This is a genomic window from Bradyrhizobium sp. USDA 4532, from assembly GCF_024171315.1.
In the GTDB taxonomy this organism is placed as follows: Bacteria; Pseudomonadota; Alphaproteobacteria; order Rhizobiales; family Xanthobacteraceae; genus Bradyrhizobium; species Bradyrhizobium australafricanum.
This window is the reverse complement of record NZ_JALJZN010000001.1, coordinates 1,995,852-2,017,973: the sequence shown is the minus strand read 5'-3', so window position 1 is coordinate 2,017,973 and position 22,122 is coordinate 1,995,852. Positions and strand designations below refer to the sequence as shown.

Genomic DNA, 22,122 nt, shown 5'->3' with positions numbered 1-22,122 from the left:
GGTTGCGGCCAGCGTGACGCCTGCCATGCCGCCCTGCGGCTTGCGGTATCAGGCGAAGCGGGGCAGGCTGCATTGGTTCAATTTCCGATCCGAGGCAATCCATGTCACGCGTGTCAATCAAGACCAGGAACGACCTGCCGGGCGAGCTCAAGCCGCTGTGGGACAAGATGACCACCTATGGCGCGTTCGAGAACCAGGCCGGCGTCATGGCGCAGCGCCCGCCGATCTTCAAGCACATGTGGTCGCTGCTGGTCGATCTCGCCGACGAGGCGGTGGTCTCGAAGCGGCATCTCGAGCTCGCGCTGGTAACGGTGTCGCTGCTCAACAAGTGCGATTATTGCGTGTCGCACCATGCGCCGAAGCTCGCGATCCAGGGAGTTTCGGAAGCGGGCGCCGAACGGCTGCTCGACTATCAGGATCATCCCGAGCTCGATGCGCTCGACAAGCTCGTGGTCGAATATGCGATCGCCGTAACCAACAACTGGAACAAGACCCGCGACGAGATCTTCGCACGGCTGCGCGAACATTTCTCGGAAGCGCAGATCGTCGAGCTGACCTGGCGGATCGCGCTGTGCGGCGCCTTCAATCGCTTCAACGACATCTTGCAGCTCGACGTCGAGCAGGGCGTTCCGCAGCGCGAGGCCGCGGAGTGACGGCCTGATCAGGCCTCAGTCAGGATGCCGCCGCCGAGCGTCGCCAGCACGAAATCGGCGCGCGCGGACGGCGATACCTTCGGCAGGTGGATCACGTCGTAGCCGAGCGTTGGAAGCGTCTCCATCAGCCGCCGATACTCGGCCATTGCGGCCTCGAAGCCGTGCCGCCGCTCCGGATCGGTGAGGTAGATCTCGGGCCACGGCGGCGTCATGAACACGCATCTGTGGTAGCGATGGACGGAGCAGGTCGAGTGCAGCACCGGCTCGCCCGTCAATGCCTGCAGCGCCGACGCCGCGTCGACCAGGCCGCGATCGAAGAACACCCATCCGGAATGGGCTTTGGCCATCTCCATATCTTTCAGTGCGACGTCAATGGCGCGATGCAGGAATGCTGCCGCATCGACCCACGGCAGCGCCTTGCCGCCGGACGCGAGCTCATGGGCGATGATACGGCGGCCGGGCTCCTCGACGACCGGATAGCCGCGCGCACGCAGATCGGCCAGCAGCGTCGATTTTCCGGCGCCGGAGCAGCCGGAGATCAGGACGAAGCGGTTTTGCAAGAGGTATCCTTTCATCAATCGTCACACCGCATGAACGAGCACTCCGCGAACGCGGGTTGCCCGATAGGCTTGAAATCTTGGGGAAGAAGGCGCGCGGAAATTCTCGACGCGCGGAGTGAGCATAGCCTCGAATGTGACGCAAATGGGGGCGCGCTTGACGAATTCTTCAGTGCCGCGCCGATAACCTCGATCAAGCATGGTTGTATCAAGCTTGAAGGGACGACGTACATGGCATCACGCTCGATCATCTGCACGACGCTCGCGCTGCTAGTCTGCGCCGCGGTGCTGCAGCCTTCGTGCGCAGCGGAATCCGGCGAACCGATCCGCGTCGGCGCGGTGCTGCCGTTTTCCGGCGGGGTCGAGCTTTACGGCCAGCAGGCGAAACTCGGGCTCGATCTCGCCGCCAAGGATATCAACGCGGTGGGCGGCATTCTCGGCCGGCCGGTCGAGGTTATCTATGTCGACGACAAGACCCGGCCGGGTTCGGCCGCTGAGGCGATGCGCTCGCTGGTCGAGAAGCAGGGCGTGCTGGCGGTGGTCGGTCCGATCACCTCGCGCAACCTGAATGCGCTGGTGCCGCTTGCCGAGAGCTCGAAGACGCCGCTGCTCTATGCCACCAATTACGAGGGCGGCAAATGCAGCCGCTATCTGTTTTCGTTCGGCGCGGTGCCGAACCAGGAGCTCGGCCAGCTGCTGCCCTACATGACGCAAACCTTCGGCAACACGTACTTCCTGCTCGGCGCCGACCGGGTCTGGCCGCACCAGATGTTCGGCATCGCGCAGCCCTTGATCGAGAAGCTCGGCGGCAAGGTGGTCGCGACCAAATACACGCTGGGGACGGAGACCGACTTTTCACCGCTGATCAAGGAGGTCGCGGCGAGCAAGGCCAAGGTGCTGTTGTTCGCGCTGAAGGGCGACGGGATGGATTTCATCCGGCAGGCCGACGAGGCCGGATTGCTAAAGGACATCACCGTGGCATTCCTCGGACTGTCCGAGGTCGACCTCGGCATCTTCCGCGGCAAGGGCCAGAACATGGTCACAGTGGTGCCGGCGGTCGCGGCGAGCGAGGATCCGGCCGTCAAGGCGTTCGTGGCGAAGGCGCGCGCCGCCGCAGAGCCGGATGTCGCGGTGTCGAACTATGTGATGACGCATTACAACACGCTGATCGCGCTCAAGGCGGCGGCCGAGAAGGCCGGCAAGCTCGACAAGGAGGCGATCATCGACGCGATGGCGGACCTCGCCATTCCGTCGCCGACCGGCCCTGTCACGCTCGGTCAGGACCATCAAGCGGCGATGAGCATGTTCATCGCCAGGACGCAGGGTTCGGAACTCGTGCAGGTGCGAGCACTCGGCGAGATCGCACCGAAGCCGGGGTGCAGTCTGGCTGGCCGCTGACCAGAAGGAATATCTCGGTAGCCGCGCCAGACGCCACGCTCGCAAAAAAGTGAGCTGGCGGGCGCGCCAGCTGTCGGTTCCACTCCGGTCCGTTCGTCTTGCAGCCAGAACGAGCTGCATAGGAGTTCCGGAATGAGCAATTCAACCTATCGCTGGGTGATCGTCGCGGCTGGCGGCCTGCTCGGCTGTGTCGCGATCGGCGGCATGTTCTCGCTGCCGGTGTTCCTCCAGCCCATGGCGCGCGAGACCGGCTGGTCGGTGACCGGCATTTCCAGCGCGATGACGATCGGCTTTCTCGCGATGGCCTTCACCAGCATGATCTGGGGCACGCTGTCCGACCGCTTCGGGCCGCTTCCGGTGGTGCTGACCGGATCGGTCGTGCTGGCGGCAAGCCTCGCGCTGGCCAGCCAGACAACATCGCTGCTGGCCTTTCAGTTCGTGTTCGGCGCGGTGGTCGGCGCGGCAACGGCGGCGATCTTCGCGCCGATGATGGCCTGCGTCACCGGTTGGTTCGACACCCATCGAAGCCTCGCCGTTTCGCTGGTGTCGGCCGGCATGGGCATGGCGCCGATGACGATGTCGCCGCTTGCGGCCTGGCTGATCTCCCACCACGACTGGCGCACCGCGATGCTGATCGTCTCGGGCGTGGTCGGCGCGATCATGATCCCGGTCTCATTCCTGGTGCGCCGCCCGCCGGCGCTGCAGGGCGACCACGCTGAAGCGGTCTCCGAAAACGGCGAACCGCCGATGTCGCTGGCGCAGGCGCTGTGCTCGCCGCAATTCATCATCCTGATTGCGACCAATTTCTTCTGCTGCGCGACCCATTCGGGCCCGATCATCCATACCGTGAGTTACGCGGTCACCTGCGGCATTCCGATGGTTGCTGCGGTGACGATCTACAGCGTCGAAGGGCTCGCCGGGATGGGCGGCCGCATCGCCTTCGGCCTGCTCGGCGACCGCTTTGGCGCCAAGCGCGTGCTGGTGCTCGGATTGCTGGCGCAGGCGTTCGGCGCTCTCGGCTACGTCTTCGTGCGCGAGCTTGCCGCATTCTACGCGGTGGCCGCGATCTTCGGCTTCATCTATGCCGGCACCATGCCGCTGTATTCCGTGCTGATCCGCGAGAACTTCCCGCTGCGGATGATGGGCACGGTGATCGGCGGCACCGCCATGGCCGGCAGCCTCGGCATGGCGACCGGACCGCTCGCCGGCGGCCTGATCTACGACACCTTTGCGAGCTACACGTGGCTCTATGTCGGCTCCTGGGCGGTCGGCATCGGCGCGTTCCTGATCATGATGACCTTCCGCCCGATGCCGGCGGCGCGGCCCACGGCGGTGCCTGCGCCGGCATGAGGTTTTAACTCCGTCATGCAGCGCGCCGCTCGGACAGACGCATTGGTCTTGCCGAGCGGCGGGCAAAAGGGGCAACGTTGTGGTGTCATTGCATCGGTCGGGCGTCTACGGCTGAATGCCATGACTGTTGGCACGACGTCAGGCGCACGAGAGCCCACTATGTACCGTGATCTCCAATGGTCCCCGGCCGAGAAGAAGATTGCGCGCAAGGCCTATGATTCGGCGGTGGAGTGCGCACTCGCCAAGGTGATGGTCGAATTCAAGAGCAGGGCCGTTGCGGCAGCGACGCCGTCGGAGATGTGGGAAGTTGGCGAGTATCTGCACCAGCGAAGGAGGGAGCTCGATGAGATGTTCGACTATCGATACTCGCAGCTCCCGCTTGTCTTCGCACGGCTCATCCGAGAACAGCATCTGGACGAGGCGCTGCTCGCGGGTTTGTCGGACGAGAAGCGCCAGGTGATCCGCTCTATTCTTTCCCTGGCCGAAAGGTGATCGCAAATCGCTTCACGCGCGGCTGCGCTTCGGTCGCCGGATGGCACGCACCTTGTTGTTGGCGGAACCGCTGCCGCAGAAGAAGCGGTCGGCGCCGTCGGACTCGAGGCCAGAGACGAACACGCCCTGCGGCATCTCCAGCTTTTCCATGATTTCGCCGGTCTGCGGGTCGATGCGCCGCACGTCGCTTTCATCGCCTTCCCAGGTGCCGTGCCAGAGTTCGCCATCGACCCAGGAGACGCCGGTGACGAACCGGTTGCTTTCGATGGTGCGCAGAACCTTGCCGGTTTCCGGATCGATCTGAACGATGGTGCGATCGCGATACTGGCCGACCCACAGCGAGCCCTCCGCCCAGGCGAGGCCCGAGTCGCGGCCGCCGCCGGGCGAGGGGATGGTGGATATCACGCGCCCGCTGTTCGGCTCGATCTTCAGAATGCGGTCCTCGGCGATCTGATAGAGGTGCTTGCCGTCGAAGGCGGTGCCGGCATGAGCCGCGATATCGAGGGTGCCGGTGGTGTTGCCGCTGTCGGGATCGAAGGCGACCAGGCGATCGCCGGCCGCGAACCAGACCTGCTCGCCGTCGAAGCTGACGCCGCCGACGTTCTCGACGCCGTCGAAGGGGCCGTATTCCCGGATGATCTCGGCCGTGGCCTTTTTCATGTGCGCTCCTGTCGCCTGGAGCTTCAATTCTGATTGAATCAGAATCGAGGCTCCAGAATCCTGCTTTTACGCGTTTTCTTCACGCGAACCGGTATCCGCTTCGCTCGAAAACGCTTCCGATTGCGCCCCGATGCTAGCCGTTCGGCAGCGGGGCAGGGAGTAACAACGTCGTCGTGAATCCCGGCACCGGCGGCGTCATCCAGCGCCGGGCGCGGGCGCGGCCGACCGACTGCACCTTGCCGGTGGCGGCCAGCGCGTCGAGCGCACGCTGCACGGTGCGCTGGCTCGCCCCTAGTGCGACCGACAGCGCCGAGCTCGACCAGGCCTCGCCGTCGGCGAGAAAAGCCAGCACCGCGGCATGCTCCTCCTCGACCGGCAGCGCCAGCACGGTCACCTCGCGCCGGCCATGCGGCTGGAGCACAAAGCCGTCCGGTGTCGCGCTGAGATCGGCCAGCGGCCGCAGCGCCCGGCGCAGCCGTCCGATCTCGACCCGCAGCCGCGCGCGGTGTGATTCATCGGCATGCTTGCCGCGAAACGCCCGCGCGATCAGCGTGCCGCGCGACACGTCCTGCGGCCACGCTTCGCCCAGCGCGCGGGCAAGCGCGAACAGCACTGGCCGCCGGGTCAGCGAGACCGTCGTGCCGATATCGCGCACGACGTAGCGGCAGGCATCGACGACGAGCGCCTTCGACGCCATCAGGGCTTCGACCTCCTCGAGCAGGAGGGGCCGCTCGCTACCGCGCGCGATCAGGCGCGCCGCGGGCGTGGCGAGCAGGCGCGCGGTACTCTCGACCTCGGCCGCGAGCTCGGCGATGCCGGCGCGGCGCGCGGCTTCCCTTGCGAGGGCCAACGCTTCGCGTGCCGGCTTGGTCTGCAGCCGCCGCATCGCGATTCCGGCGACGACCAGTTCATGGCCGACCCGCAGCGCCGGCGGGAACGGTGCCGGGTCGAGGCCAGCAAGCATGCGCTCGGCCGCATCGAGGCTCCCGATCAGCATCAGGCGGCGAATTTCGAGATAGCCGGCGTGGGCGGCGTTGAGTGCATCGCCTCGTGCCGCGAGCGTTGCGCGTGCCGCGGCGAGGCTCTTGCCGGGGAAGGAAAGGTCGCGCGACACCAGCGCGATCTCGGCCTCCGCCACCACGCAACGTGCCCGCGCGACCGCTTCGCGCGGGCCGAAGGCGCGGCCTGCGCGCCGCAGCAGCTCCTTGGCGCGGGCGAAATCGCCGAGCCGGGCCATCGCGATGCCGCGCAGCGCCAGCGCCGGCGCATCGTCGCGCAGGGCCACCCGTTTCAGTGCGCCGAGGGGATCACCCGCCGCGAGCGCGCGCGCCGCAGCTATGATCAACGAATCCATTCGAATCCCGACACACTTGTCACTCTCACCCTCCGAGGCCCGGTCCTAACCTAGCACATGACGACATGGATCATCTCCAGAGAGATCGAACGATGACCGGTTTCGAAACACGAGAAGATTGGGTGAGGGGGCGGCTCAGCGGACGCGGGCCCATCGTGGCGCGCTTTCTGTCGCTGGCGGCGGCGCCGACCTTCGCCGTGATGGCGCTGATTGCCGCGATGGCGCCGGCCGACATGATCTGCGGCGCGATGCAGGGACCGCTGTCATTGCAGGGCATGGTCCCGATGTACGCGCTGATGAGCGCATTTCATCTGGCGCCATGGCTGCGCCTGTTCAGATGACTGGCTCAGCCCTCCGGCAAAGTGAAGACCGCGCATGGCCGCGCGATGCCGCGCAGTTCATGACTGCCGAGCGCGACCAGCGGCGTCTCGGTCTCGGCGGCGAGGGCGCCCGAAACCAGCACGGTCTGCTCGAGCGGCTTGCAGAGCCCTTCGAGCCGGCTCACCAGATTGACCGCGGCGCCGATCGCGGTGAAGTCGAGGCGGTCGGCGGCGCCGATATTGCCCCAGTGCACCTCGCCGAGATGCAGCGCCGCGCCGAATGGCAACGGCGGCAAGCCCTGCTTGCGTCGCTCTGCATCGAGATGGGCCATACCGACGCGCGCCGCCGACACCGCGCGCAATGCCGCCTCGGATGCGCTGCGCGCGCTGGTCGTGACCGGAAAGATTGCAAGCAGGCCGTCGCCGATGAATTTCAACACCTCGCCGCCGAAGGCGTGGATGGCGCCCGCGATGCGGTCGAACCAGGCATCGAGCGCCGCGATCACCTCGGCAGGCGGATGGCTTTCCGACAGCGCGGTGAAGCCGCGGAGGTCGGCAAACAGCAGTGCCGCCCGGATGGTTTCGCCGGTATTGCGCCGCAATGGCGATGCCAGAACGCGCGCGGCGCTGCGCCGGCCGAGATACGCCTCCAGCGCCGCCGTCAGTGTCGCGCGCGCCGCGAGCGCGGCGAGCGGCGCGGCCATGAACCGCGCCGCCTCGCGCAATTGATCCGCCTCGGCAGGCGTGAAGGCGCGTGTCCCGATCCAACCAAGGGTCGGGCCGTCCGGCCGCGTTCCAATCGTGCCCTCGTGGATCGGGCCGGGCGCGAGAGTTCCGAGCCAGCGCCGGCCGGCGTCGCCGGATCCCACCATATCGGGCATCGCAAAAGGTTGTTCCGGCGCGAATCCGAGCGCTTCGATGACCTCGCCATTGTCGGCACGCCACAGCCAGGTTCGTCTTGCAATCAGGGGGTGCGGAACCTCGAGCGTCAGAGCGCCGCCGGCAAGCGGCAGGCCATCCGTGATAATGTGGCTACCGAGGTCCGCCAACAACCGGTTGGCGCCCGCGGTTTCGGCGGCGGCGTCGACCAGCCAGCTCAACGTCGAGGACAATTGCATCACACCATCATGGGGTTGACGCACCACTCTTGTCACGAATTATCCCTCAGGACCGACTGTCAATGGAGCATGGATCGATGACTGAAGCCTTCATCGTTCAACGCGAGATCCAGATCGCAGCCCCGGCTGCAACCGTGTTCGCCTTTCTGACCGATCCGCAGAAGATCGTGAGCTGGATGGGGCTAGAAGCTGCGACCGAGACGCATCCCGGGGGCCTCTACTTCCTCAAGGGGCTCGGCAGTGATCGCAGCCGCGCCGCGCGCGGAGCGTTCCGCGAGGTCGTGCCGGTGCATCGTCTCGCCTACAGCTTCGGCTGGGAGGGCAGCGAGGAAGTGCCGCCGGGATCGAGCCTGATCGAGATCGACCTGATGGAGCAGGACAACGGCACGCTGCTCCGCATGACCCATAGCGGCCTGCCGAACGCCGCGCAGTGCGAGAGCCACGACAAGGGTTGGGCGCATTACATGGGCCGGCTCTCCCACGCGGCCGCCGGTCGGGATCCCGGCCCCGACCACGGTCCTGCCAACCGCCATTGACGTCGCGTCATGTCGGCCATTTCGAGCCGAGGATGATCGAGCAGAAGTTCGTCCTGGTATAGTTCATGTCCTTCAGCGCCAGCACGTCGGCCTTGACGTTGCCGAAGGTCGTCAGCGGCTTCCTGATGGTGCCGGCGGCGAAATGATCGATGATGTTCTCCTTGAAATTCGCCTCGCGCGGATGGTGCGCGCAGACATGGTCGCGGTGCTCGTGCGAGAAATCGTCGTAGGCGATGCCGAGCACGTCCATCTCGACGCCGGCGGTGACCAGCGCAATGGTCGGACGCATATGCTCGGGGACGCCAGGCGTGGTGTGCAGGGCGATTGAGGTCCAGACATCCTCGATGTCGCGCTCCGGAACGCCATAGCCCTTGAGGAAGTCGCGTGCAGCGTTGGCGCCGTCGACCTCGAAGCGCAGATCGGGGCTCGCGTGAGCAGCGGTGAGGCCCATGTCGTGAAACATGGCGCCGATATAGAGCAGTTCGGGATCGAATTTCAGCTTGCGGCGGTTGCCGGTCAGCGCGCCCCAGAAGAACACGCGGCGGCTGTGATTGTAGAGCAGGGCGTCCTCGGTATCCCATACCAGCTGGGTGGCGGCGCGGGCCATCGCGCTGTCGGGTACGCGGATGCCGGCGATGATCTCGGTCATTTCAAGACGCTCCTCGATGTGGCAAGACGATGCCGTGGCGTGCGAACACGCGAGCCCGGCGCTCGTCTCTGCGGTGTGTGCGGATCGCCGGATGGCGCGATCCGTCGGGTGCTTGTCGCCCGTTTTGGCCCGATCCCGCAACGATCGCGCGCCGCCGGATCGGGCCAACCAGACGTCGTTTCGCGCCAGCGGACAGGGAGAAGGCATGGCGGTTCAGAGGGTCGCGATCGCGATTCACGAAGGGGTTCAGGCGCTCGATGTCGCGGGTCCCGTCGACGTGTTCGCGGAGACGAACGGCTTTGTGCCGGCCGGCGATGGCTATGAGACCGTGCTGGTCGGTGCCGGCTGCGAACCGCTGCGCGCATCGAACGGCATGAAGATATCGGCCGATCTCAGCTTCGCCGAGGCACAGGAGAAGTTCGATATCCTGCTCGTGGCGGGCGGGCCGGCATTGCCCGACGCCGCGCCGGATCCCGAACTGACACAGTGGCTGCGTGGGGCGCCCGCGCGCGCCGAGCTCTATGGTTCGATTTGCACCGGCGCCTTCGCGCTCGGCCATGCCGGGCTGCTCGACGGCCACAAGGTGACGACGCATTGGCAGAACGCGCAGCGGCTGGCGGCGCGCTTTCCGGCAGCCGAGGTGATCTTCGACCGCATCTACATTCGCGATGGGCATCTGATGACCTCGGCCGGCGTGACCGCGGGGATCGATCTCGGGCTCGCGCTGGTCGCCGAGCGGCACGGGCCGCAGGTTGCGGTCGCGGTGGCCAAGCGGCTGGTCGTGGTGGCGCAGCGCCAGGGCGGGCAGTCGCAATTCAGTCCCTATCTCACCGCGCCGGTCGATGAGGATTCGCCGATTGCGCGCGCGCAGGCGCATGTCATGCAGCATGTCGGCGAGCGCCACACGCTGCAGTCGCTGGCGGAAGTCGTCGGCATGAGCGTGCGCAATTTCGGCCGCGCCTTTGCGCAGGAAACCGGCATCACGCCGCACGAATTCGTCGAGCGGGCGCGGGTCGACGCCGCGCGCCGGCTGCTCGAGGGCTCAGACCGGCCGCTGAAGGCGGTTGCGTTCGACTGCGGCTTCGGTTCGGCCGACCGGATGCGGATCGTGTTCACCGAGCGGCTCGGCGTGTCGCCGGCGCAGTACCGCGCGAGTTTTCGCAAACTGTGATGCGGTTCATCAACCGGAGGCTGTATCGGGGATAGGATCGACGTCGCCGACGCCGGATCCTGCCACACATCTTCTCCCGAGAGGCCGCCCATGGACGCGCTCACGCTCTTCATCATCCGTCATGCCGAGAAGCCGGGCGATTCCTGGCCGGGACCCGGTTTCACCGCGGATGGCGTCTCCGACACCGAGTCGCTTGTGCTCCGTGGGTGGGAGCGTGCGGGCGCGTGGACCGCGTTGTTCGGCACCGATCTCACCGGCGGTGACTATGCCAAGCCCGATGCAATCTATGCCGCGACACCGGGCACCACGGCCAATCAGCCGCCGTCGAGCCGTCCGGCCGAGACGATCTCGGCGCTTGCCGCACGGCGCGGCCTGACCCCGAACGAAAGCTTTGGCAAGGGCGATGAGCCGAGGCTGGTGCCTGCGGTGCTGGCGCTGAAGGGCGTCGTGCTGCTGTGCTGGGAGCACAAGGCGATCATCTCCGATATCCTTCCGCTGATCCCGGTCAGCAAGGGCACCCCGCCGACCAAATGGGAGGGCAGCCGGTTCGACGTCGTGCTGCGCTTCGACCGCGCCAAGGGCGACGACAAGTTCGCCTTCAAGGAGCTGTTCCCGAAATTGCTGTCGGGCGATTCCGACAAGCCGCTGGGTGGCTGAATAGCGTCGCAGCTTGGCCGATCAGTCGAGCCCGAGCGCCTTGCGCGACTTCCGCGTGAGCTTTCCGGCGATGAGCGCATGCGCCTGGTCGAGATAGGCCTTGAGCTCAGCGTCGGGCAGGGAGTCGTTCGCCATCAACTGCACCCATTTGGCGCGCGCCAGATACGGCGCCGGCCGCGCCAGGCCCTGCTCGATCAGAAGGTGATAGGCCATGTTCGAGGTCTTGAACATGAAGCCGCCGGTGCTCTCGATGTAGCCGCCGGCCAGCGCGAACATCTTGCCGCCGACCTTGAACACCGACGTGCCTTCCCATTGCACCACCTTGGTGGCGGCGGGCAGGCGCAGGCAATGGGCTTCGAAGGTCTTGGGGCGCATGAGTCGCGGGGCTGGAAGGCGTTCAAAGCCATAGGCCAGCCGCATGAAGGTCGGCAAGCCCCGGACTGAGAGCCCGGCCAGTCCTCGGCCAGCAGTCGTCGCCGTCCATTTCGGAAATTTCACGAAAATGTGGTTATTGTCCCTCCATCTGTAGATATATCGTAAGATATGTTTTCAGTAAGGAATGCACAAATGAGACGATCGATGTTTCGCGACCGGGACGATGACGGCTTCCGGTTTGGGTTCTTCGCCATGGGCCGGCATGGCAGGGGCGGTCACCGCTTTGGCCGCGGCGGCCATGGCTTCTTCGGGCGGGGTGGCGGCGGTGATTTTCCGGGATCGCGGCGGCTTTCGTCGCAGGATCTGCAACTGGTCATCCTGGCGCTGCTCGGCGAGCAGCCGGCGCACGGCTACGAGCTGATCAAGAGGATCGAAGAGCGGTCGGACGGCTTCTACAGCCCGAGCCCGGGCGTGATCTATCCGGCGCTGACGTTCCTCGAGGAGATCGGCCATGCCAGCGTCACCCAGGACGCGGCGCGCAAGCTCTACAGCATCACCGAGCAGGGCAGGGCGTATCTCGGCGAGAACCGCGCGACCGCGGATACCATTCTCGAGGCGCTGTCGCGGATCGGCCGCCGCATGGAGGAGGTGCGCGAAGCCTTCGCCGGTGTGAGCGATCTCGATGGCGAAGCCTCCGACGAGGTGCACCGCGCCCGTCACGCGCTGAAGAGCGCGCTGCGCCAGAAGCGCGGCTGCGATACCGCGGAGGCGCGGCGGATCGCAAAGATCCTCGACCGCGCGGCCGCTGAGATCCTGCAGCAATGACGCAGTCGCAAAGGAGCCCCTTCATGTACAACGCCGAACCGCACAGCGCGATCCGCGATGCCCGCGTCACCGCCGTCATCGAGCGCCTGCAGGCCACCCGCCGGGCGCCCGTGAGGGGCAATCCGACGCAGAGCGGCAGCCGCGACCCGCTCGACTATGCCGAGCAGGGATTCTCGATCCACCCGGAGCAGGGCGAGCTGATCTATCTGTTGTGCCGCGGCCTGCGCGCCCAGAGCGTCGCCGAGTTCGCGACCTCGGTCGGAATGTCGACGCTCTATTTCGCCGCCGCGATGCGCGACAATGGCGGCGGCACCGTGATCGGGTCGGAGATCGTGCCGGCCAAGGTCGCGGCGGCGAAACGCAATCTCGCAGACGCCGGCCTTGCCGACTACGCCGACATCCGCGAGGGCGATGCGCGCAAGACGCTGCGCGATCTCGGTGGTCCCGTTGACTTCATCCTGATCGACGGCTGGCCGGGCGACAAGGGGCCGACGCTGGCGCGCCAGGTGATCGAGATCGTGGCGCCGCAACTGCGCGTCGGCGGCTACGTCATGAACGACAATGCCGAGGCGGATTTCCTGGAATTCGTGCGCGATCGCGACAACGGCTTTGTGTCGATCACGCTGCCGCTCAAGGGTGGCACCGAGCTCTGCCTGAAGGTGACCTGATCCGGTGGGCGGCATCACTTGATCGACGGCTGTCGCGATTGTGAGCCGCAACCGCACCATGCCATGCTGGATTTTGCCGGCGCTTCTTGCTCTGTTCGAGGAAAATCAGGAGCGAAGCGCCGCATGTCCGAAGTCCCGCCCAATCATCCGCTCGATCGCCCAATCTGGAGCGCGCTGACCACGAGACAACGCGAGCTGGCGGAAGGCGGCACCGATGCGCGGCGCTTCCCGCTCGCGATCGCACCCTTCGCCGACATGGTCGACATGTCGCCAAGGAGCTTTGCCGCGCTCGGTGCACTGCTGTCGGGAGCTGACATCGCGGTGCTGTTCACGCCCGATCCTGTCCCGGTGCCGCCGCAGTTCAAGGTGCTGCTGGCGAGACCGGCGAGCAGATGATCGGCGTGCCCGCGGACCATTCTGCGCCCGGCGTCGAGATCGTCACGCTCGGCGCTACCGATGTTCCTGCGATGATGGCGTTGACGGAGCTGACAAAGCCCGGCCCGTTCAGCGTGCGGACGCATGAGCTCGGCAGCTTTCTCGGCATCCGCATCAATGGCGAACTGGTCGCGATGACCGGCGAACGGATGAAGCCGGGGAACTACACCGAGATGACAGCCGTCTGCGTGCATCCGGAGCATCGCGGCCGTGGCTACGCGCAGGCGCTGCTGTCGGCGGTCGCCCGCCGGATCGTGGCGCGTGGCGAAATTCCATTCCTGCACGTCTTCACCAGCAACGTCTCGGCGATCGCGCTCTATCGCCGCCAGGGCATGGAGATCCGCCGCCGCCTGCACATCACGGTGTTGCAGAAACAGGGATAGGGATGCGCGGCAAAGTGGGTTGAGGGAAATCCCTCATTCCTCATCGCGGATCTCGTGCTTACCTTTGCCGGATCGCAACACGATGAGAGAGGATATCTCGATGTCCGAGCAATCCCAGGACAAGCGTCCCGTACCCGATCCGGCGGAGAACAATGCTTACTTTCCGTCGCCTTATTCGCTTGGGCAATTCACCTCGCCCAAGTCGGATCTCTCCGGCGCTGACTATCCCAACGCCTACAGAGGCGGCCGCTGGAAAATTCTGATGATCGCCGCGGACGAGCGCTATCTGCTGTTGCAGAACGGCACGATGTTCTCGACCGGCAACCATCCTGTCGAGACCTTGTTGCCGATGTATCACCTCGACAAGGCGGGCTTCGAATTCGATATCGCGACCGTGTCGGGCAATCCGGTCAAATTCGAGCTCTGGGCGTTTCCGAAGGAGGACGACGCGGTCAAGAGCATCTACCAGAAATATCTCGCCAGGCTGAAGCAGCCGCTGAAGCTCTCCGACGTGATCGAAAAAAAACTCGGCAAGGATTCCGATTACATCGCGGTGTTCATTCCCGGCGGCCATGGTGCGCTGATCGGCTTGCCCGAAAGCACCGACGTGAAGGCCGCCCTGAAATGGGCGCTCGACAACGACAAGCACATCATCTCGCTTTGCCATGGCCCGGCGGCGCTGCTGGCGTCCGCGGTCGGCGAAGCCAAGGGCGACTATCCCTTCAAGGGCTACAAGATCTGCGCATTTCCCGACGCCATCGATCGGACCACGCCCGATATCGGCTACATGCCGGGCGCGCTGACCTGGGCGTTCGGCGAACAGTTGCAGGCGCTCGGGGTTGAGATCCTGAACAAGGACATCACCGGCAAGACCCATCAGGATCGCAAGCTGATCACCGGTGACAGCCCCTTCGCCGCCAATAATGTCGGCAAGGCAGCCGCAAAGGCTCTGCTCGATACGCTCGGCGGGCGTTGAGCGGACGGCGGCTCAACCTGCGGGCGGGGCGAACCTCGCCCCCGCCGCCGGTGGCGGCTCAATGTCGCGCGCCTTGCAGGCCGACCTCGCTTGAGGGAAAATCCTCAACGCGCTCGGCCGCGCGCGACCGGCCTTCCGCACGACACGATGGCACCGCATGGACCGCTACATCGAAGCCGTGGTTGCGATCGAGGGCAGCGAGAGCTTGCCCGCGATCCAGGCGGCGGTGCGGTCCGCGAGCGTGCCGCTCGGCTACGACCGGTTCGTGATGTTCTCGGCGTCGCCGGCACGTGAGGACCTGGTTGACCGGATCTATTGGGTCGAAGGCGACTGGTTCGGCAAAGGCGTGACCGTCGATGCCGAGACCTATGTCCGGCATTGTCCGGTGACGCGCAATTTCCTCAATGTGGACCAGGCGTTTTTCTGGACCAAGGTGATGTCGGCGCGCGGCGAGAAGTACCGCGTGGTGCGCACGCCGCGCGGGCCCGGTTTCCATGGGCTGCAGGTTCCGGTGTTCGGGCGCACCGGCCTCGAAGGCGCGATGAGCTTCGCCGGAACGCGGATCGATGCGTCGCCGCGAACGCGTGCGGCGCTGACGATGGTCGGCGCGGCGGCCTTCCGCGCCGCCCGCGGGCTGATGGAAGCGCACGAGCCGAACGGTGCGTCGAGCCTGTCGCCGCGCGAGCGCGAGGTGTTGCGCTGGATTTCGGCGGGACGACGCCAGGCCGACATCGCGGCATCGCTCGGCCTGTCGGAACGCACGGTCGAGAACCATGTGCGGCGCGCGCGGCTTCGGCTCGGCGTCGCCACGACAGCGCAGGCCATCCGGCTTGCGATCCGCAGCGGCGAGATCGAGGACTGAGGCGCTTGCGGTCGGCCGCCACAGGGCCGGCGAGCGATCGCTGCGGCTCAGTGTTTCTTCGCCGTCTTCGCCCTGATCTTCGGCGCATGCGTCCCCGCAGCGATCCGCGTCAATGCATCGGCAAATGCACGTGCCGCAGGTCCCAGCGGTTCATCGAGCCGGTGGGCGAGATAGGCCTCCATCGCGAGCGCGGCGTTGCGGCCGAGCGCGCCGGTTTCGACCCGCACCAGGCGGCGCTCCTTCAGGTCGCGCGCCACCTGCCAGAGCGGCAGCCGGCCCCAGCCGAGCCCGGCCAGGATCATGGCGTGCTTGGTATCCTGATTGCTCACCCGGCAGATCTGCGGCGAGAGCACGCCGAAGCTGCGGCCCTCCGACAGCGGGGTCGGATCCGACAGCACGATCTGCAGATGATCGGCGAGATCAGCCACGCTCTTGCGGCCGGGGCGGCCGAGTGGATGGCCGGCGGAGGCGACGGCGACGATCTGCACCGCGCAGATCGCATCGAGCGCGAGGCGGGGATCGCGAAAATCCTCGCCGACCGTGACCGCGAGCGTGCTGCGCCGTTCGGTCAAGCCAGCGATCGGACCGCCCATCGGTTCGACCGCGAGCCGCACGCTGACGGACGGATAGGCCGCCCGCATTTCCGTCAGCGCCGCGCCGACGGCGGCGATCGGAAACAGCGTATCGACCACCAGCGACAGCTCCGATTCCACGCCATCGCCCAGGCCGCGTGCCCGCGCCCGCATCGCGTCGACACGAAGCAGCAGGTCGCGCGCGTTGCCCAGCAGTGCCTTGCCCTCGGCCGTCAGCGCCGGGCGATGGCTGGAGCGGTCGAACAGCGTCAGGCCGAGTTCGGCCTCGAGGTTGGCGATGGCATGGCTGACCGCGGATTGCACCCGCGCCAGTTTGGCCGCGGCGGCGCGGAAGCTGCCGCGCTCGGCGATGGCGACAAAGGTGCGGATCTGATCGAGCGTGAGGTTGTCGAGCATGATCTATGAAATCGATCAATCGGATGCAAAACATATCACTCCTGTCGATGGTCGGGAAACGCTATCTCTGTGCTCTGACCCAGGGCGGAGTGGACGCATGACGATCGAGACGGCCGTGATGCAGCAGACCGAGGCGAAGCGATGGGCCACGGTCGCCATCGTGATCGGTTGCGGGATCGGCGCGGCGCTGCAGGTCGGCAAGGTTCCGATTGCCGCCTCGATGCTGCAACAGAGCCTCGGCATCGACCTTGCCGCGGTCGGAACGATCGCCGGCATCTTTGCGGTCCTCGGGCTTGTCGGCAGCGTTCCGGCGGGCGTGGTGATTGCCGCGGTTGGTGCTCGCAAGGTGCTGCTGTGCGGGCTCGCGGCCATCACGCTGGGGGCAGCCTCGGGCGCGCTCGCGCCACAGCTAGCGGTGCTATTGGCGTCGCGCCTGCTGGAAGGGCTCGGCTTCCTGCTGGTGATGGTCGCGGCTCCTGCATTGCTCGATCGCGTCGTCGATGTCAGCGCGCGCGACGTCACCATGGCGGTGTGGAGCTGCGTGATGCCGTTCGGGATCGCGCTGGCGCTGGTCGCCGGCCCGATCTTCGATGGCTGGTGCACGATCTGGTGGGCCAGTGCTGCCTTTGTCGCCGTGCTGTTCGTGCTCGCCGGCGTCATTGTGCCTGAAGTTGCATCGCGGACCGGCCCGGCGCGGAGCGGCCTGATGCAGGAAGCCACAGCGCTGGCGCGGCGCCGCACCCCGGCGCTCCTGATGGTGCTGTTTGCGCTCTACAGCCTGATGTTCTTTGCGCTGTTCAGCTTCCTGCCGATCCTGCTGACCGAGCGGCTCGGCGTGTCCAGCCAAGGCGCCGGCGGGCTCAGTGCGTTGGCCGCGGCCGGCAACATCGTCGGCAATCTCGCCGCCGGTCATCTGCTTGCGCGCGGCGTCAGCCGCAACCTGCTGATCGCCGTGGCGGCATTCGTGATGGGCGCGTCCGCGCTCGGAATCTTCCTGCCGGTGCTCGGCGGCTGGGGCGCATTCTGGCTGTGCCTTTTGTTCTCCGCGATCGGCGGCCTGATCCCGGCGACGTTGCTTGCAACCGCACCCGCCGCGGCGCCATCGGCGGCGATGGTGCCTGTCATGATGGGCCTGTTGATGACGGGCAGCAATTTCGGCCAGGTCACCGGTCCGATCGCGGTCGGCGCCGTGGTCTCGGCATGGGGCTGGGGTGCGGCCTGCGTCATGGTGGTGGCCGCGGCGATCCTTGCCGGTCTCGCGGCGTGGATGCTGGCGCGCGGCGATCACAACAGCGTAAGCGAGGCGAGGGACCCGGCTTGACGCCGCGCGCGCAGGAGCCGAAGGAGTGAAGGTCTCTCACGCCAACGACAACAGGAACCTTCATGACACGCGTGCGCTGTATCACCGAAATGGGCATGGGCGTCGACGTCCACGGCCGCGACGCCACCAAGGCCGCCAAGCGGGCCGTCTCGGATGCCATCCGTCATTCCAGCCTCGGCTTCTTCCGCATGCTCGGCAAGACCGCCAACGACATGTTCGTCGACGTCACGATCGCCGTGCCGAATCCCGAAGATGTCGATATCGAAGCGGTCGCGAAGGAGTTGCCTTATGGCACCAAGACCGTGAAGGCGATCGCAGGCGGGCTCGAGATTCCGTCCGATCTCGGCAACGACCCGATCCTGATCGCGAACGCCGCCGTCATCGTCAGCTTCGACGACGGCAAGTGACGCAAGCGCGTCGGGCGACCGGCATGCGTGCGCTATTCGCCGCCTCTGAAATAGTCGGGCTTGCCGGTCGTCCAGGTCTCGCCCCAATGCTGGCCGCCGCCGTCGACGGTCAGCGTCTCGCCGGTGATGAACTTGCCGGAGGGCGCGGCGAGGTAGACGGCGGCCTCCGCAATGTCCCAGGGCGTGCCCGGGCGCATCATCGGATTGGAGCGCGGGTAGGCGGCGCGCGCCGCTTCGCTGTAGACGTTCCAGCCCTCGGTCTCGATCGCGCCGGGCGCGATGCAGTTAATGCGGATGTTCAGCGGCGCCCATTCGACCGCGAGCGCGCGCGACAGGCCGATCACGCCGGAGCGTGCCGCGATCGAGTGTGCAATGCCGTAGAGGCCGTGCGTCGTGACCACGACGATATTGACGATGCTGCCGGGATGCTTGCGGTCGCGCCAGCGCTGCGCCGCGGCCTGCATCATGTACCAGGTGCCGTTGAGGTTGGTGTTGATGACCGCATTCCAGCCCTTGATCGAGACGTCGATCGCGGGTTGCGGGAACTGGCCGCCGGCACTGTTGACGAGATGATCGACACGGCCGTGCTCGGTCCACAGCGCCTCGAACATTGCATCGACCGCGTCGGGATCCTTGATGTCGGCGACATGCGCGGACGCCTTGAGCCCGCGATGGACGAGACGATCGACCAGTGCGTCGAGCCTGCCGGCATTGCGGCCTGCGACGACGACATGCGCGCCGAGCCGCGCGAACAGCCATGCGATGGCGCGGCCGATGCCGCCGGCGCCGCCGGACACCACGACCACCTGACCGGCGAGCGCATCGGCCGCGAACACGGTCGGGTGCGTTGCGAGTTCGTCGTCGGAGAGGCCGAGCGTTGCGCCCGTCTGTTGATCGTTCATGGCCGGTTGCAGACCTTGCGGCTTTCACTGAGCTCCGTACATTAGCCGTCCAACAACAACCCTGCAAAAGAATGTCGACATGACCGACTTGTCTGCCTTTCCCATCACCAAACGCTGGCCCGCCCAGCATCCGGACCGCCTGCAGCTCTATTCGCTGCCGACGCCGAACGGCGTGAAGGTCTCGATCATGCTCGAGGAGATCGGGCTGCCCTACGAGGTCCATCTCGTCGACTTCAACAAGGATGACCAGAAGACGCCGGAGTTCCTGTCGCTGAACCCGAACGGCAAGATTCCGGCGATCCTCGATCCCAACGGCCCCGGCGGCAAGCCGCTGCCATTGTTCGAATCCGGCGCCATCCTGCAATATCTCGCCGACAAGACCGGCAAGCTGCTGCCGGCGGACGCGGCGCGCCGCTATCATGCGATCCAGTGGGTGCATTTCCAGATGGGCGGCATCGGACCGATGTTCGGCCAGGTCGGCTTCTTCCACAAATTCGCCGGCAAGGATTACGAGGACAAGCGGCCGCTGCAGCGCTACGTCGCCGAGTCGAAGCGCCTGCTCCGCGTGATGGAGACGCATCTCGCCGGACGGCAGTGGTTCATGGACGACGAATACAGCATCGCCGACATCTCGATGCTCGGCTGGGTGCGCAATCTGATCGGCTTCTACGGCGCGCGCGAGCTCGTCGAATTCGACCAGTTCACGCAGGTCGCGGCCTGGCTGGAGCGCGGTCTCAAGCGGCCGGCGGTGGAGCGCGGATTGAATATTCCGAAGCGTCCCTAAGCAACCTACTTCAGCAGCTCATAGACGATGGGATTGTCGGCACAGGCGGCAAAGCCGCACTCGAGCAGGGTGGAGAACACATTCAGTGCCGTCAGCCCGACCACCAGCCACACCGCACCTTGCGCGAACCTGCCGGGCGAGCTGCCCGGCGCCGCGCGGTGCTCGAACTGGCGGTCGAACAGCAGCATCGCCGCGAGCAGCACGATCGCGACGACAAATCCGATCAGCGCCCACGTATAATAACGATAGCCGAGCAGCGCCGAACCGTAACCGGCGTCGCCGGGGAGGATGTGCAGCAGCACCTGCCGGGCCGAGACCGTGGCGCCAAGGACGGCCGTCAGCAGCGACAACGCATAATGACTCGGCCGTGGCCCGAAGCGGATATTGAGGATCGGCCCGATCGCCAGCACGGCGAACAGGATGCGCTGCAACAGACAGAGCGGGCAGGGCAGCTCGTGGAGCAGCAGCTGCGCGGCAAAGGCGGCGGCCAGTACCAGCGCCAGCCCATAGAGCGCGACGGCATTGAGGGTGACGGCCTGCGTGTCGTTCATGGCCGGCCTCAGAACGACAAAGTGAGACGGTCGGTGGCGTGGTGCAGCAAGGTCGCGACGCAGGCGATCAGGATCACCGCGAACAGACCGATCGCGACGGGACGCGGGCCACGCCAGGCCACCAGCTGGGCGATGGTGATGGCGAGAAACAATGCCGTGAATTCCATTCCCAGCCTCCCGATGCGAGCCGGCCGCAGTCTATGACAGATTCGTGTGCGCTCGCGACGGTGCGAATGGGCATTGTCGGTTGCGCGCGGCTCCGCCAAGATGGCATCACCAGTTGAATTCATCCCAGCCGGGGCACCTCATGACCACAGCCGCCATCAAGCCCGTTGCCCATCCCCGTCATCAGCCCTGGTACAAGATCCTCTACGTCCAGGTGCTGATCGCGATCGTGGCAGGTGTCCTGATCGGATATTTCTATCCGAATCTCGGCAAGGAATTGAAGCCGCTGGGCGACGGCTTCATCGCGCTGATCAAGATGATGATCGCGCCCGTCATCTTCTGCACCGTGGTGCACGGCATCTCCTCGATGGGCGACCTCAAGCGCGTCGGCCGGGTTGGGTTGAAGACCCTGATCTATTTCGAGGCGGTGTCGACGGTGGCGCTTGCGGTCGGTCTTCTGGTCGGCGAGCTGCTACAGCCCGGCCACGGCTTCAACATCGATCCTTCCACGATCGATCCGAAATCGGTCTCCAATTACGTCACGCAGGCCAAAGAGCAGGGCATCGTTGCCCATCTGATGGCGATCATTCCGGACAGCTATCTCGGCGCGGTCGCTCGTGGCGACCTGTTGCAGGTGCTGCTGATCTCGATTCTCTCGGGCTTCGCCATCGCTCTCATGGGCAAGGTCGGCGAGCCGATTGCGTCAGCGATCGACACGGCCGCCAAGATGTTCTTCGGCATCATCCGGATCATCGTCCGCGTCGCGCCGCTCGGCGCATTCGGCGCGATGGCCTTCACGGTCGGCGCCTACGGCCTCGGCTCGCTGCTGAATCTGGCAGCGCTGATCGCGACCTTCTACCTCACCAGCATCCTGTTCGTGCTGATCGTGCTGGGCGCCATCGCGCGGCTCGCCGGCTTCTCGATCATCCGCTTCATCGCCTATATCAAGGACGAGCTCCTGATCGTGCTCGGCACGTCGTCGTCGGAGACGGTGCTGCCGCAGATGATCCAGAAGATGGAGCATCTCGGCGCCTCGCGCTCGGTGGTCGGCCTCGTGGTGCCGACCGGCTACAGCTTCAATCTCGACGGCACCAACATCTACATGACGCTGGCGACGCTGTTCCTGGCGCAGGCCACCAACACGCATCTGACGATCTGGCAGGAGCTCGGCATTTTGGGCATCGCCATGATCACCTCGAAGGGCGCGTCCGGCGTCACCGGCGCCGGCTTCATCACGCTCGCCGCAACGCTGTCGATCGTGCCCGATATTCCGATCCAGTCGATCGCGATCCTGGTCGGCATCGACAAGTTTATGAGCGAGTGCCGCGCGCTCACCAACCTGATCGGCAACGGCGTCGCCTGCGTCGTGATCAGCCTGTCGGAAGGCGAGCTCGACAAGCAGGCGCTGCACGAGACGATGGCGCATCCGCTCGAGCTCGGCGAGGCGCTGGAGCCGGGCGGCTCAGGCTAGAGCAATATGAAGTTAAGGGGCCGTCGGATGGGCGCTGCCAAAATATCGAAAACAACCCCATGCAAAGCAGCCGGCGGCGGCCGGTATTCGAGC

At 66.0% G+C, this 22,122-nt stretch carries 26 protein-coding genes and 1 pseudogene; 17 read left to right on the top strand and 10 right to left on the bottom strand.

Annotation, left to right across the window (positions count from 1 at the left end; translation table 11 throughout):
* Nucleotides 1–101: 101 nt before the first annotated feature.
* Complete coding sequence (locus J2R76_RS09830) at nucleotides 102–653, top strand: carboxymuconolactone decarboxylase family protein (RefSeq protein ID WP_076831821.1); 552 nt, start codon at nucleotides 102–104, stop codon at nucleotides 651–653.
* An 8-nt stretch (nucleotides 654–661) separates the two neighbouring features.
* Here the strand turns inward: J2R76_RS09830 and J2R76_RS09825 are convergent, their stop codons facing one another.
* Nucleotides 662–1,228, bottom strand: a complete 567-nt coding sequence (locus tag J2R76_RS09825; protein WP_076831823.1) for an AAA family ATPase — start codon at nucleotides 1,226–1,228, stop codon at nucleotides 662–664.
* 213 nt (nucleotides 1,229–1,441) lie between these two features.
* Between J2R76_RS09825 and J2R76_RS09820 the strand changes: the two genes are divergently transcribed.
* The 3 genes from J2R76_RS09820 to J2R76_RS09810 all read left to right on the top strand — a co-directional run bounded on the left by J2R76_RS09820 (nucleotide 1,442) and on the right by J2R76_RS09810 (nucleotide 4,450).
* Complete coding sequence (locus J2R76_RS09820; RefSeq protein ID WP_076831826.1) at nucleotides 1,442–2,608, top strand: ABC transporter substrate-binding protein; 1,167 nt, start codon at nucleotides 1,442–1,444, stop codon at nucleotides 2,606–2,608.
* A gap of 132 nt (nucleotides 2,609–2,740) precedes the next feature.
* A complete protein-coding gene (locus J2R76_RS09815; protein WP_076831829.1) occupies nucleotides 2,741–3,958 on the top strand; it encodes an MFS transporter in 1,218 nt (405 codons plus the stop codon).
* A 159-nt stretch (nucleotides 3,959–4,117) separates the two neighbouring features.
* Nucleotides 4,118–4,450, top strand: coding sequence for a hypothetical protein (locus J2R76_RS09810; protein ID WP_057020048.1), 333 nt, complete (start codon nucleotides 4,118–4,120; stop codon nucleotides 4,448–4,450).
* A gap of 12 nt (nucleotides 4,451–4,462) precedes the next feature.
* Here the strand turns inward: J2R76_RS09810 and J2R76_RS09805 are convergent, their stop codons facing one another.
* Nucleotides 4,463–5,110 (bottom strand): glutaminyl-peptide cyclotransferase, encoded by a 648-nt coding sequence (locus J2R76_RS09805; RefSeq protein WP_076831831.1) that lies wholly within the window; start codon nucleotides 5,108–5,110, stop codon nucleotides 4,463–4,465.
* A 133-nt stretch (nucleotides 5,111–5,243) separates the two neighbouring features.
* Entirely contained in the window at nucleotides 5,244–6,464 is a 1,221-nt protein-coding gene (locus J2R76_RS09800; protein ID WP_076831834.1) for a helix-turn-helix domain-containing protein, read from the bottom strand.
* A gap of 92 nt (nucleotides 6,465–6,556) precedes the next feature.
* On the opposite strand from J2R76_RS09800, the gene J2R76_RS09795 reads away from it, so the two are divergent.
* Nucleotides 6,557–6,805 (top strand): hypothetical protein, encoded by a 249-nt coding sequence (locus tag J2R76_RS09795; protein WP_225159130.1) that lies wholly within the window; start codon nucleotides 6,557–6,559, stop codon nucleotides 6,803–6,805.
* A 5-nt stretch (nucleotides 6,806–6,810) separates the two neighbouring features.
* Here J2R76_RS09795 and J2R76_RS09790 read toward each other — a convergent pair whose 3' ends face one another.
* Complete coding sequence (locus J2R76_RS09790) at nucleotides 6,811–7,902, bottom strand: adenylate/guanylate cyclase domain-containing protein (RefSeq protein WP_076831837.1); 1,092 nt, start codon at nucleotides 7,900–7,902, stop codon at nucleotides 6,811–6,813.
* Nucleotides 7,903–7,979: 77 nt separating this feature from the next.
* Between J2R76_RS09790 and J2R76_RS09785 the strand changes: the two genes are divergently transcribed.
* On the top strand, nucleotides 7,980–8,438 hold the full coding sequence (locus J2R76_RS09785; protein ID WP_057019819.1) for an SRPBCC domain-containing protein: 459 nt from the start codon (nucleotides 7,980–7,982) through the stop codon (nucleotides 8,436–8,438).
* Nucleotides 8,439–8,445: 7 nt separating this feature from the next.
* Here J2R76_RS09785 and J2R76_RS09780 read toward each other — a convergent pair whose 3' ends face one another.
* Nucleotides 8,446–9,087 (bottom strand): HD domain-containing protein, encoded by a 642-nt coding sequence (locus J2R76_RS09780; RefSeq protein WP_057019820.1) that lies wholly within the window; start codon nucleotides 9,085–9,087, stop codon nucleotides 8,446–8,448.
* Nucleotides 9,088–9,292: 205 nt separating this feature from the next.
* Between J2R76_RS09780 and J2R76_RS09775 the strand changes: the two genes are divergently transcribed.
* Nucleotides 9,293–10,258 (top strand): GlxA family transcriptional regulator, encoded by a 966-nt coding sequence (locus J2R76_RS09775; protein ID WP_253623934.1) that lies wholly within the window; start codon nucleotides 9,293–9,295, stop codon nucleotides 10,256–10,258.
* 90 nt (nucleotides 10,259–10,348) lie between these two features.
* Nucleotides 10,349–10,915 carry a hypothetical protein gene (locus J2R76_RS09770; protein WP_018271230.1) on the top strand — a complete coding sequence of 189 codons (567 nt, stop codon included), beginning with the start codon at nucleotides 10,349–10,351 and terminating at the stop codon, nucleotides 10,913–10,915.
* A 21-nt stretch (nucleotides 10,916–10,936) separates the two neighbouring features.
* Here the strand turns inward: J2R76_RS09770 and J2R76_RS09765 are convergent, their stop codons facing one another.
* A complete protein-coding gene (locus J2R76_RS09765; protein WP_057019824.1) occupies nucleotides 10,937–11,290 on the bottom strand; it encodes an MmcQ/YjbR family DNA-binding protein in 354 nt (117 codons plus the stop codon).
* A 204-nt stretch (nucleotides 11,291–11,494) separates the two neighbouring features.
* On the opposite strand from J2R76_RS09765, the gene J2R76_RS09760 reads away from it, so the two are divergent.
* The 5 genes and pseudogenes from J2R76_RS09760 (at nucleotide 11,495) to J2R76_RS09740 (ending at nucleotide 15,439) form a co-directional block, all read left to right on the top strand.
* Nucleotides 11,495–12,115 (top strand): PadR family transcriptional regulator, encoded by a 621-nt coding sequence (locus tag J2R76_RS09760; protein WP_076831840.1) that lies wholly within the window; start codon nucleotides 11,495–11,497, stop codon nucleotides 12,113–12,115.
* A gap of 23 nt (nucleotides 12,116–12,138) precedes the next feature.
* Entirely contained in the window at nucleotides 12,139–12,783 is a 645-nt protein-coding gene (locus tag J2R76_RS09755; protein ID WP_076831843.1) for an O-methyltransferase, read from the top strand.
* A gap of 123 nt (nucleotides 12,784–12,906) precedes the next feature.
* Nucleotides 12,907–13,601 (top strand): annotated as a pseudogene (locus tag J2R76_RS09750) (GNAT family N-acetyltransferase).
* Nucleotides 13,602–13,701: 100 nt separating this feature from the next.
* Entirely contained in the window at nucleotides 13,702–14,577 is an 876-nt protein-coding gene (gene hchA / locus J2R76_RS09745; RefSeq protein WP_076832194.1) for a glyoxalase III HchA, read from the top strand.
* Nucleotides 14,578–14,734: 157 nt separating this feature from the next.
* A complete protein-coding gene (locus J2R76_RS09740) occupies nucleotides 14,735–15,439 on the top strand; it encodes a PA1136 family autoinducer-binding transcriptional regulator (protein ID WP_057019828.1) in 705 nt (234 codons plus the stop codon).
* 47 nt (nucleotides 15,440–15,486) lie between these two features.
* Here J2R76_RS09740 and J2R76_RS09735 read toward each other — a convergent pair whose 3' ends face one another.
* The gene (locus J2R76_RS09735; RefSeq protein WP_076831849.1) at nucleotides 15,487–16,428 is read right to left on the bottom strand and encodes a LysR family transcriptional regulator; all 942 of its coding nucleotides are present in this window, start codon (nucleotides 16,426–16,428) and stop codon (nucleotides 15,487–15,489) included.
* Between the two features lie 97 nt (nucleotides 16,429–16,525).
* Between J2R76_RS09735 and J2R76_RS09730 the strand changes: the two genes are divergently transcribed.
* Together J2R76_RS09730 and J2R76_RS09725 are read left to right on the top strand one after the other, a co-directional pair.
* Nucleotides 16,526–17,749: an MFS transporter gene (locus J2R76_RS09730; RefSeq protein ID WP_076831852.1), complete on the top strand. Its 1,224-nt coding sequence runs from the start codon at nucleotides 16,526–16,528 to the stop codon at nucleotides 17,747–17,749.
* 62 nt (nucleotides 17,750–17,811) lie between these two features.
* Complete coding sequence (locus J2R76_RS09725; RefSeq protein ID WP_076831854.1) at nucleotides 17,812–18,156, top strand: Lin0512 family protein; 345 nt, start codon at nucleotides 17,812–17,814, stop codon at nucleotides 18,154–18,156.
* Nucleotides 18,157–18,188: 32 nt separating this feature from the next.
* Here J2R76_RS09725 and J2R76_RS09720 read toward each other — a convergent pair whose 3' ends face one another.
* On the bottom strand, nucleotides 18,189–19,058 hold the full coding sequence (locus tag J2R76_RS09720) for an SDR family oxidoreductase (protein ID WP_076831857.1): 870 nt from the start codon (nucleotides 19,056–19,058) through the stop codon (nucleotides 18,189–18,191).
* A gap of 79 nt (nucleotides 19,059–19,137) precedes the next feature.
* On the opposite strand from J2R76_RS09720, the gene J2R76_RS09715 reads away from it, so the two are divergent.
* Entirely contained in the window at nucleotides 19,138–19,842 is a 705-nt protein-coding gene (locus tag J2R76_RS09715) for a glutathione S-transferase family protein (protein ID WP_253623933.1), read from the top strand.
* 5 nt (nucleotides 19,843–19,847) lie between these two features.
* On the opposite strand, the gene J2R76_RS09710 is transcribed toward J2R76_RS09715, so the two are convergent.
* Both J2R76_RS09710 and J2R76_RS09705 read right to left on the bottom strand, forming a co-directional pair.
* Nucleotides 19,848–20,393, bottom strand: coding sequence for a disulfide bond formation protein B (locus J2R76_RS09710; RefSeq protein ID WP_076831863.1), 546 nt, complete (start codon nucleotides 20,391–20,393; stop codon nucleotides 19,848–19,850).
* An 8-nt stretch (nucleotides 20,394–20,401) separates the two neighbouring features.
* The gene (locus J2R76_RS09705) at nucleotides 20,402–20,560 is read right to left on the bottom strand and encodes a DUF5993 family protein (RefSeq protein WP_194295400.1); all 159 of its coding nucleotides are present in this window, start codon (nucleotides 20,558–20,560) and stop codon (nucleotides 20,402–20,404) included.
* Nucleotides 20,561–20,700: 140 nt separating this feature from the next.
* Here J2R76_RS09705 and J2R76_RS09700 point away from each other — a divergent pair, with 140 nt between their 5' ends.
* Complete coding sequence (locus J2R76_RS09700) at nucleotides 20,701–22,029, top strand: dicarboxylate/amino acid:cation symporter (protein ID WP_076831866.1); 1,329 nt, start codon at nucleotides 20,701–20,703, stop codon at nucleotides 22,027–22,029.
* The last annotated feature ends 93 nt before the right edge of the window (nucleotides 22,030–22,122 follow it).

Bases quoted from the DNA above. Each gene is read 5' to 3' on its own strand.
- J2R76_RS09830 (WP_076831821.1), top strand. From the start codon at position 102: ATGTCACGCGTGTCAATCAAGACCAGGAACGACCTGCCGGGCGAGCTC.
- J2R76_RS09825 (WP_076831823.1), bottom strand. From the start codon at position 1,228: ATGAAAGGATACCTCTTGCAAAACCGCTTCGTCCTGATCTCCGGCTGC.
- J2R76_RS09820 (WP_076831826.1), top strand. From the start codon at position 1,442: ATGGCATCACGCTCGATCATCTGCACGACGCTCGCGCTGCTAGTCTGC.
- J2R76_RS09815 (WP_076831829.1), top strand. From the start codon at position 2,741: ATGAGCAATTCAACCTATCGCTGGGTGATCGTCGCGGCTGGCGGCCTG.
- J2R76_RS09810 (WP_057020048.1), top strand. From the start codon at position 4,118: ATGTACCGTGATCTCCAATGGTCCCCGGCCGAGAAGAAGATTGCGCGC.
- J2R76_RS09805 (WP_076831831.1), bottom strand. From the start codon at position 5,110: ATGAAAAAGGCCACGGCCGAGATCATCCGGGAATACGGCCCCTTCGAC.
- J2R76_RS09800 (WP_076831834.1), bottom strand. From the start codon at position 6,464: ATGGATTCGTTGATCATAGCTGCGGCGCGCGCGCTCGCGGCGGGTGAT.
- J2R76_RS09795 (WP_225159130.1), top strand. From the start codon at position 6,557: ATGACCGGTTTCGAAACACGAGAAGATTGGGTGAGGGGGCGGCTCAGC.
- J2R76_RS09790 (WP_076831837.1), bottom strand. From the start codon at position 7,902: ATGCAATTGTCCTCGACGTTGAGCTGGCTGGTCGACGCCGCCGCCGAA.
- J2R76_RS09785 (WP_057019819.1), top strand. From the start codon at position 7,980: ATGACTGAAGCCTTCATCGTTCAACGCGAGATCCAGATCGCAGCCCCG.
- J2R76_RS09780 (WP_057019820.1), bottom strand. From the start codon at position 9,087: ATGACCGAGATCATCGCCGGCATCCGCGTACCCGACAGCGCGATGGCC.
- J2R76_RS09775 (WP_253623934.1), top strand. From the start codon at position 9,293: ATGGCGGTTCAGAGGGTCGCGATCGCGATTCACGAAGGGGTTCAGGCG.
- J2R76_RS09770 (WP_018271230.1), top strand. From the start codon at position 10,349: ATGGACGCGCTCACGCTCTTCATCATCCGTCATGCCGAGAAGCCGGGC.
- J2R76_RS09765 (WP_057019824.1), bottom strand. From the start codon at position 11,290: ATGCGCCCCAAGACCTTCGAAGCCCATTGCCTGCGCCTGCCCGCCGCC.
- J2R76_RS09760 (WP_076831840.1), top strand. From the start codon at position 11,495: ATGTTTCGCGACCGGGACGATGACGGCTTCCGGTTTGGGTTCTTCGCC.
- J2R76_RS09755 (WP_076831843.1), top strand. From the start codon at position 12,139: ATGTACAACGCCGAACCGCACAGCGCGATCCGCGATGCCCGCGTCACC.
- hchA (WP_076832194.1), top strand. From the start codon at position 13,702: ATGTCCGAGCAATCCCAGGACAAGCGTCCCGTACCCGATCCGGCGGAG.
- J2R76_RS09740 (WP_057019828.1), top strand. From the start codon at position 14,735: ATGGACCGCTACATCGAAGCCGTGGTTGCGATCGAGGGCAGCGAGAGC.
- J2R76_RS09735 (WP_076831849.1), bottom strand. From the start codon at position 16,428: ATGCTCGACAACCTCACGCTCGATCAGATCCGCACCTTTGTCGCCATC.
- J2R76_RS09730 (WP_076831852.1), top strand. From the start codon at position 16,526: ATGACGATCGAGACGGCCGTGATGCAGCAGACCGAGGCGAAGCGATGG.
- J2R76_RS09725 (WP_076831854.1), top strand. From the start codon at position 17,812: ATGACACGCGTGCGCTGTATCACCGAAATGGGCATGGGCGTCGACGTC.
- J2R76_RS09720 (WP_076831857.1), bottom strand. From the start codon at position 19,058: ATGAACGATCAACAGACGGGCGCAACGCTCGGCCTCTCCGACGACGAA.
- J2R76_RS09715 (WP_253623933.1), top strand. From the start codon at position 19,138: ATGACCGACTTGTCTGCCTTTCCCATCACCAAACGCTGGCCCGCCCAG.
- J2R76_RS09710 (WP_076831863.1), bottom strand. From the start codon at position 20,393: ATGAACGACACGCAGGCCGTCACCCTCAATGCCGTCGCGCTCTATGGG.
- J2R76_RS09705 (WP_194295400.1), bottom strand. From the start codon at position 20,560: ATGGAATTCACGGCATTGTTTCTCGCCATCACCATCGCCCAGCTGGTG.
- J2R76_RS09700 (WP_076831866.1), top strand. From the start codon at position 20,701: ATGACCACAGCCGCCATCAAGCCCGTTGCCCATCCCCGTCATCAGCCC.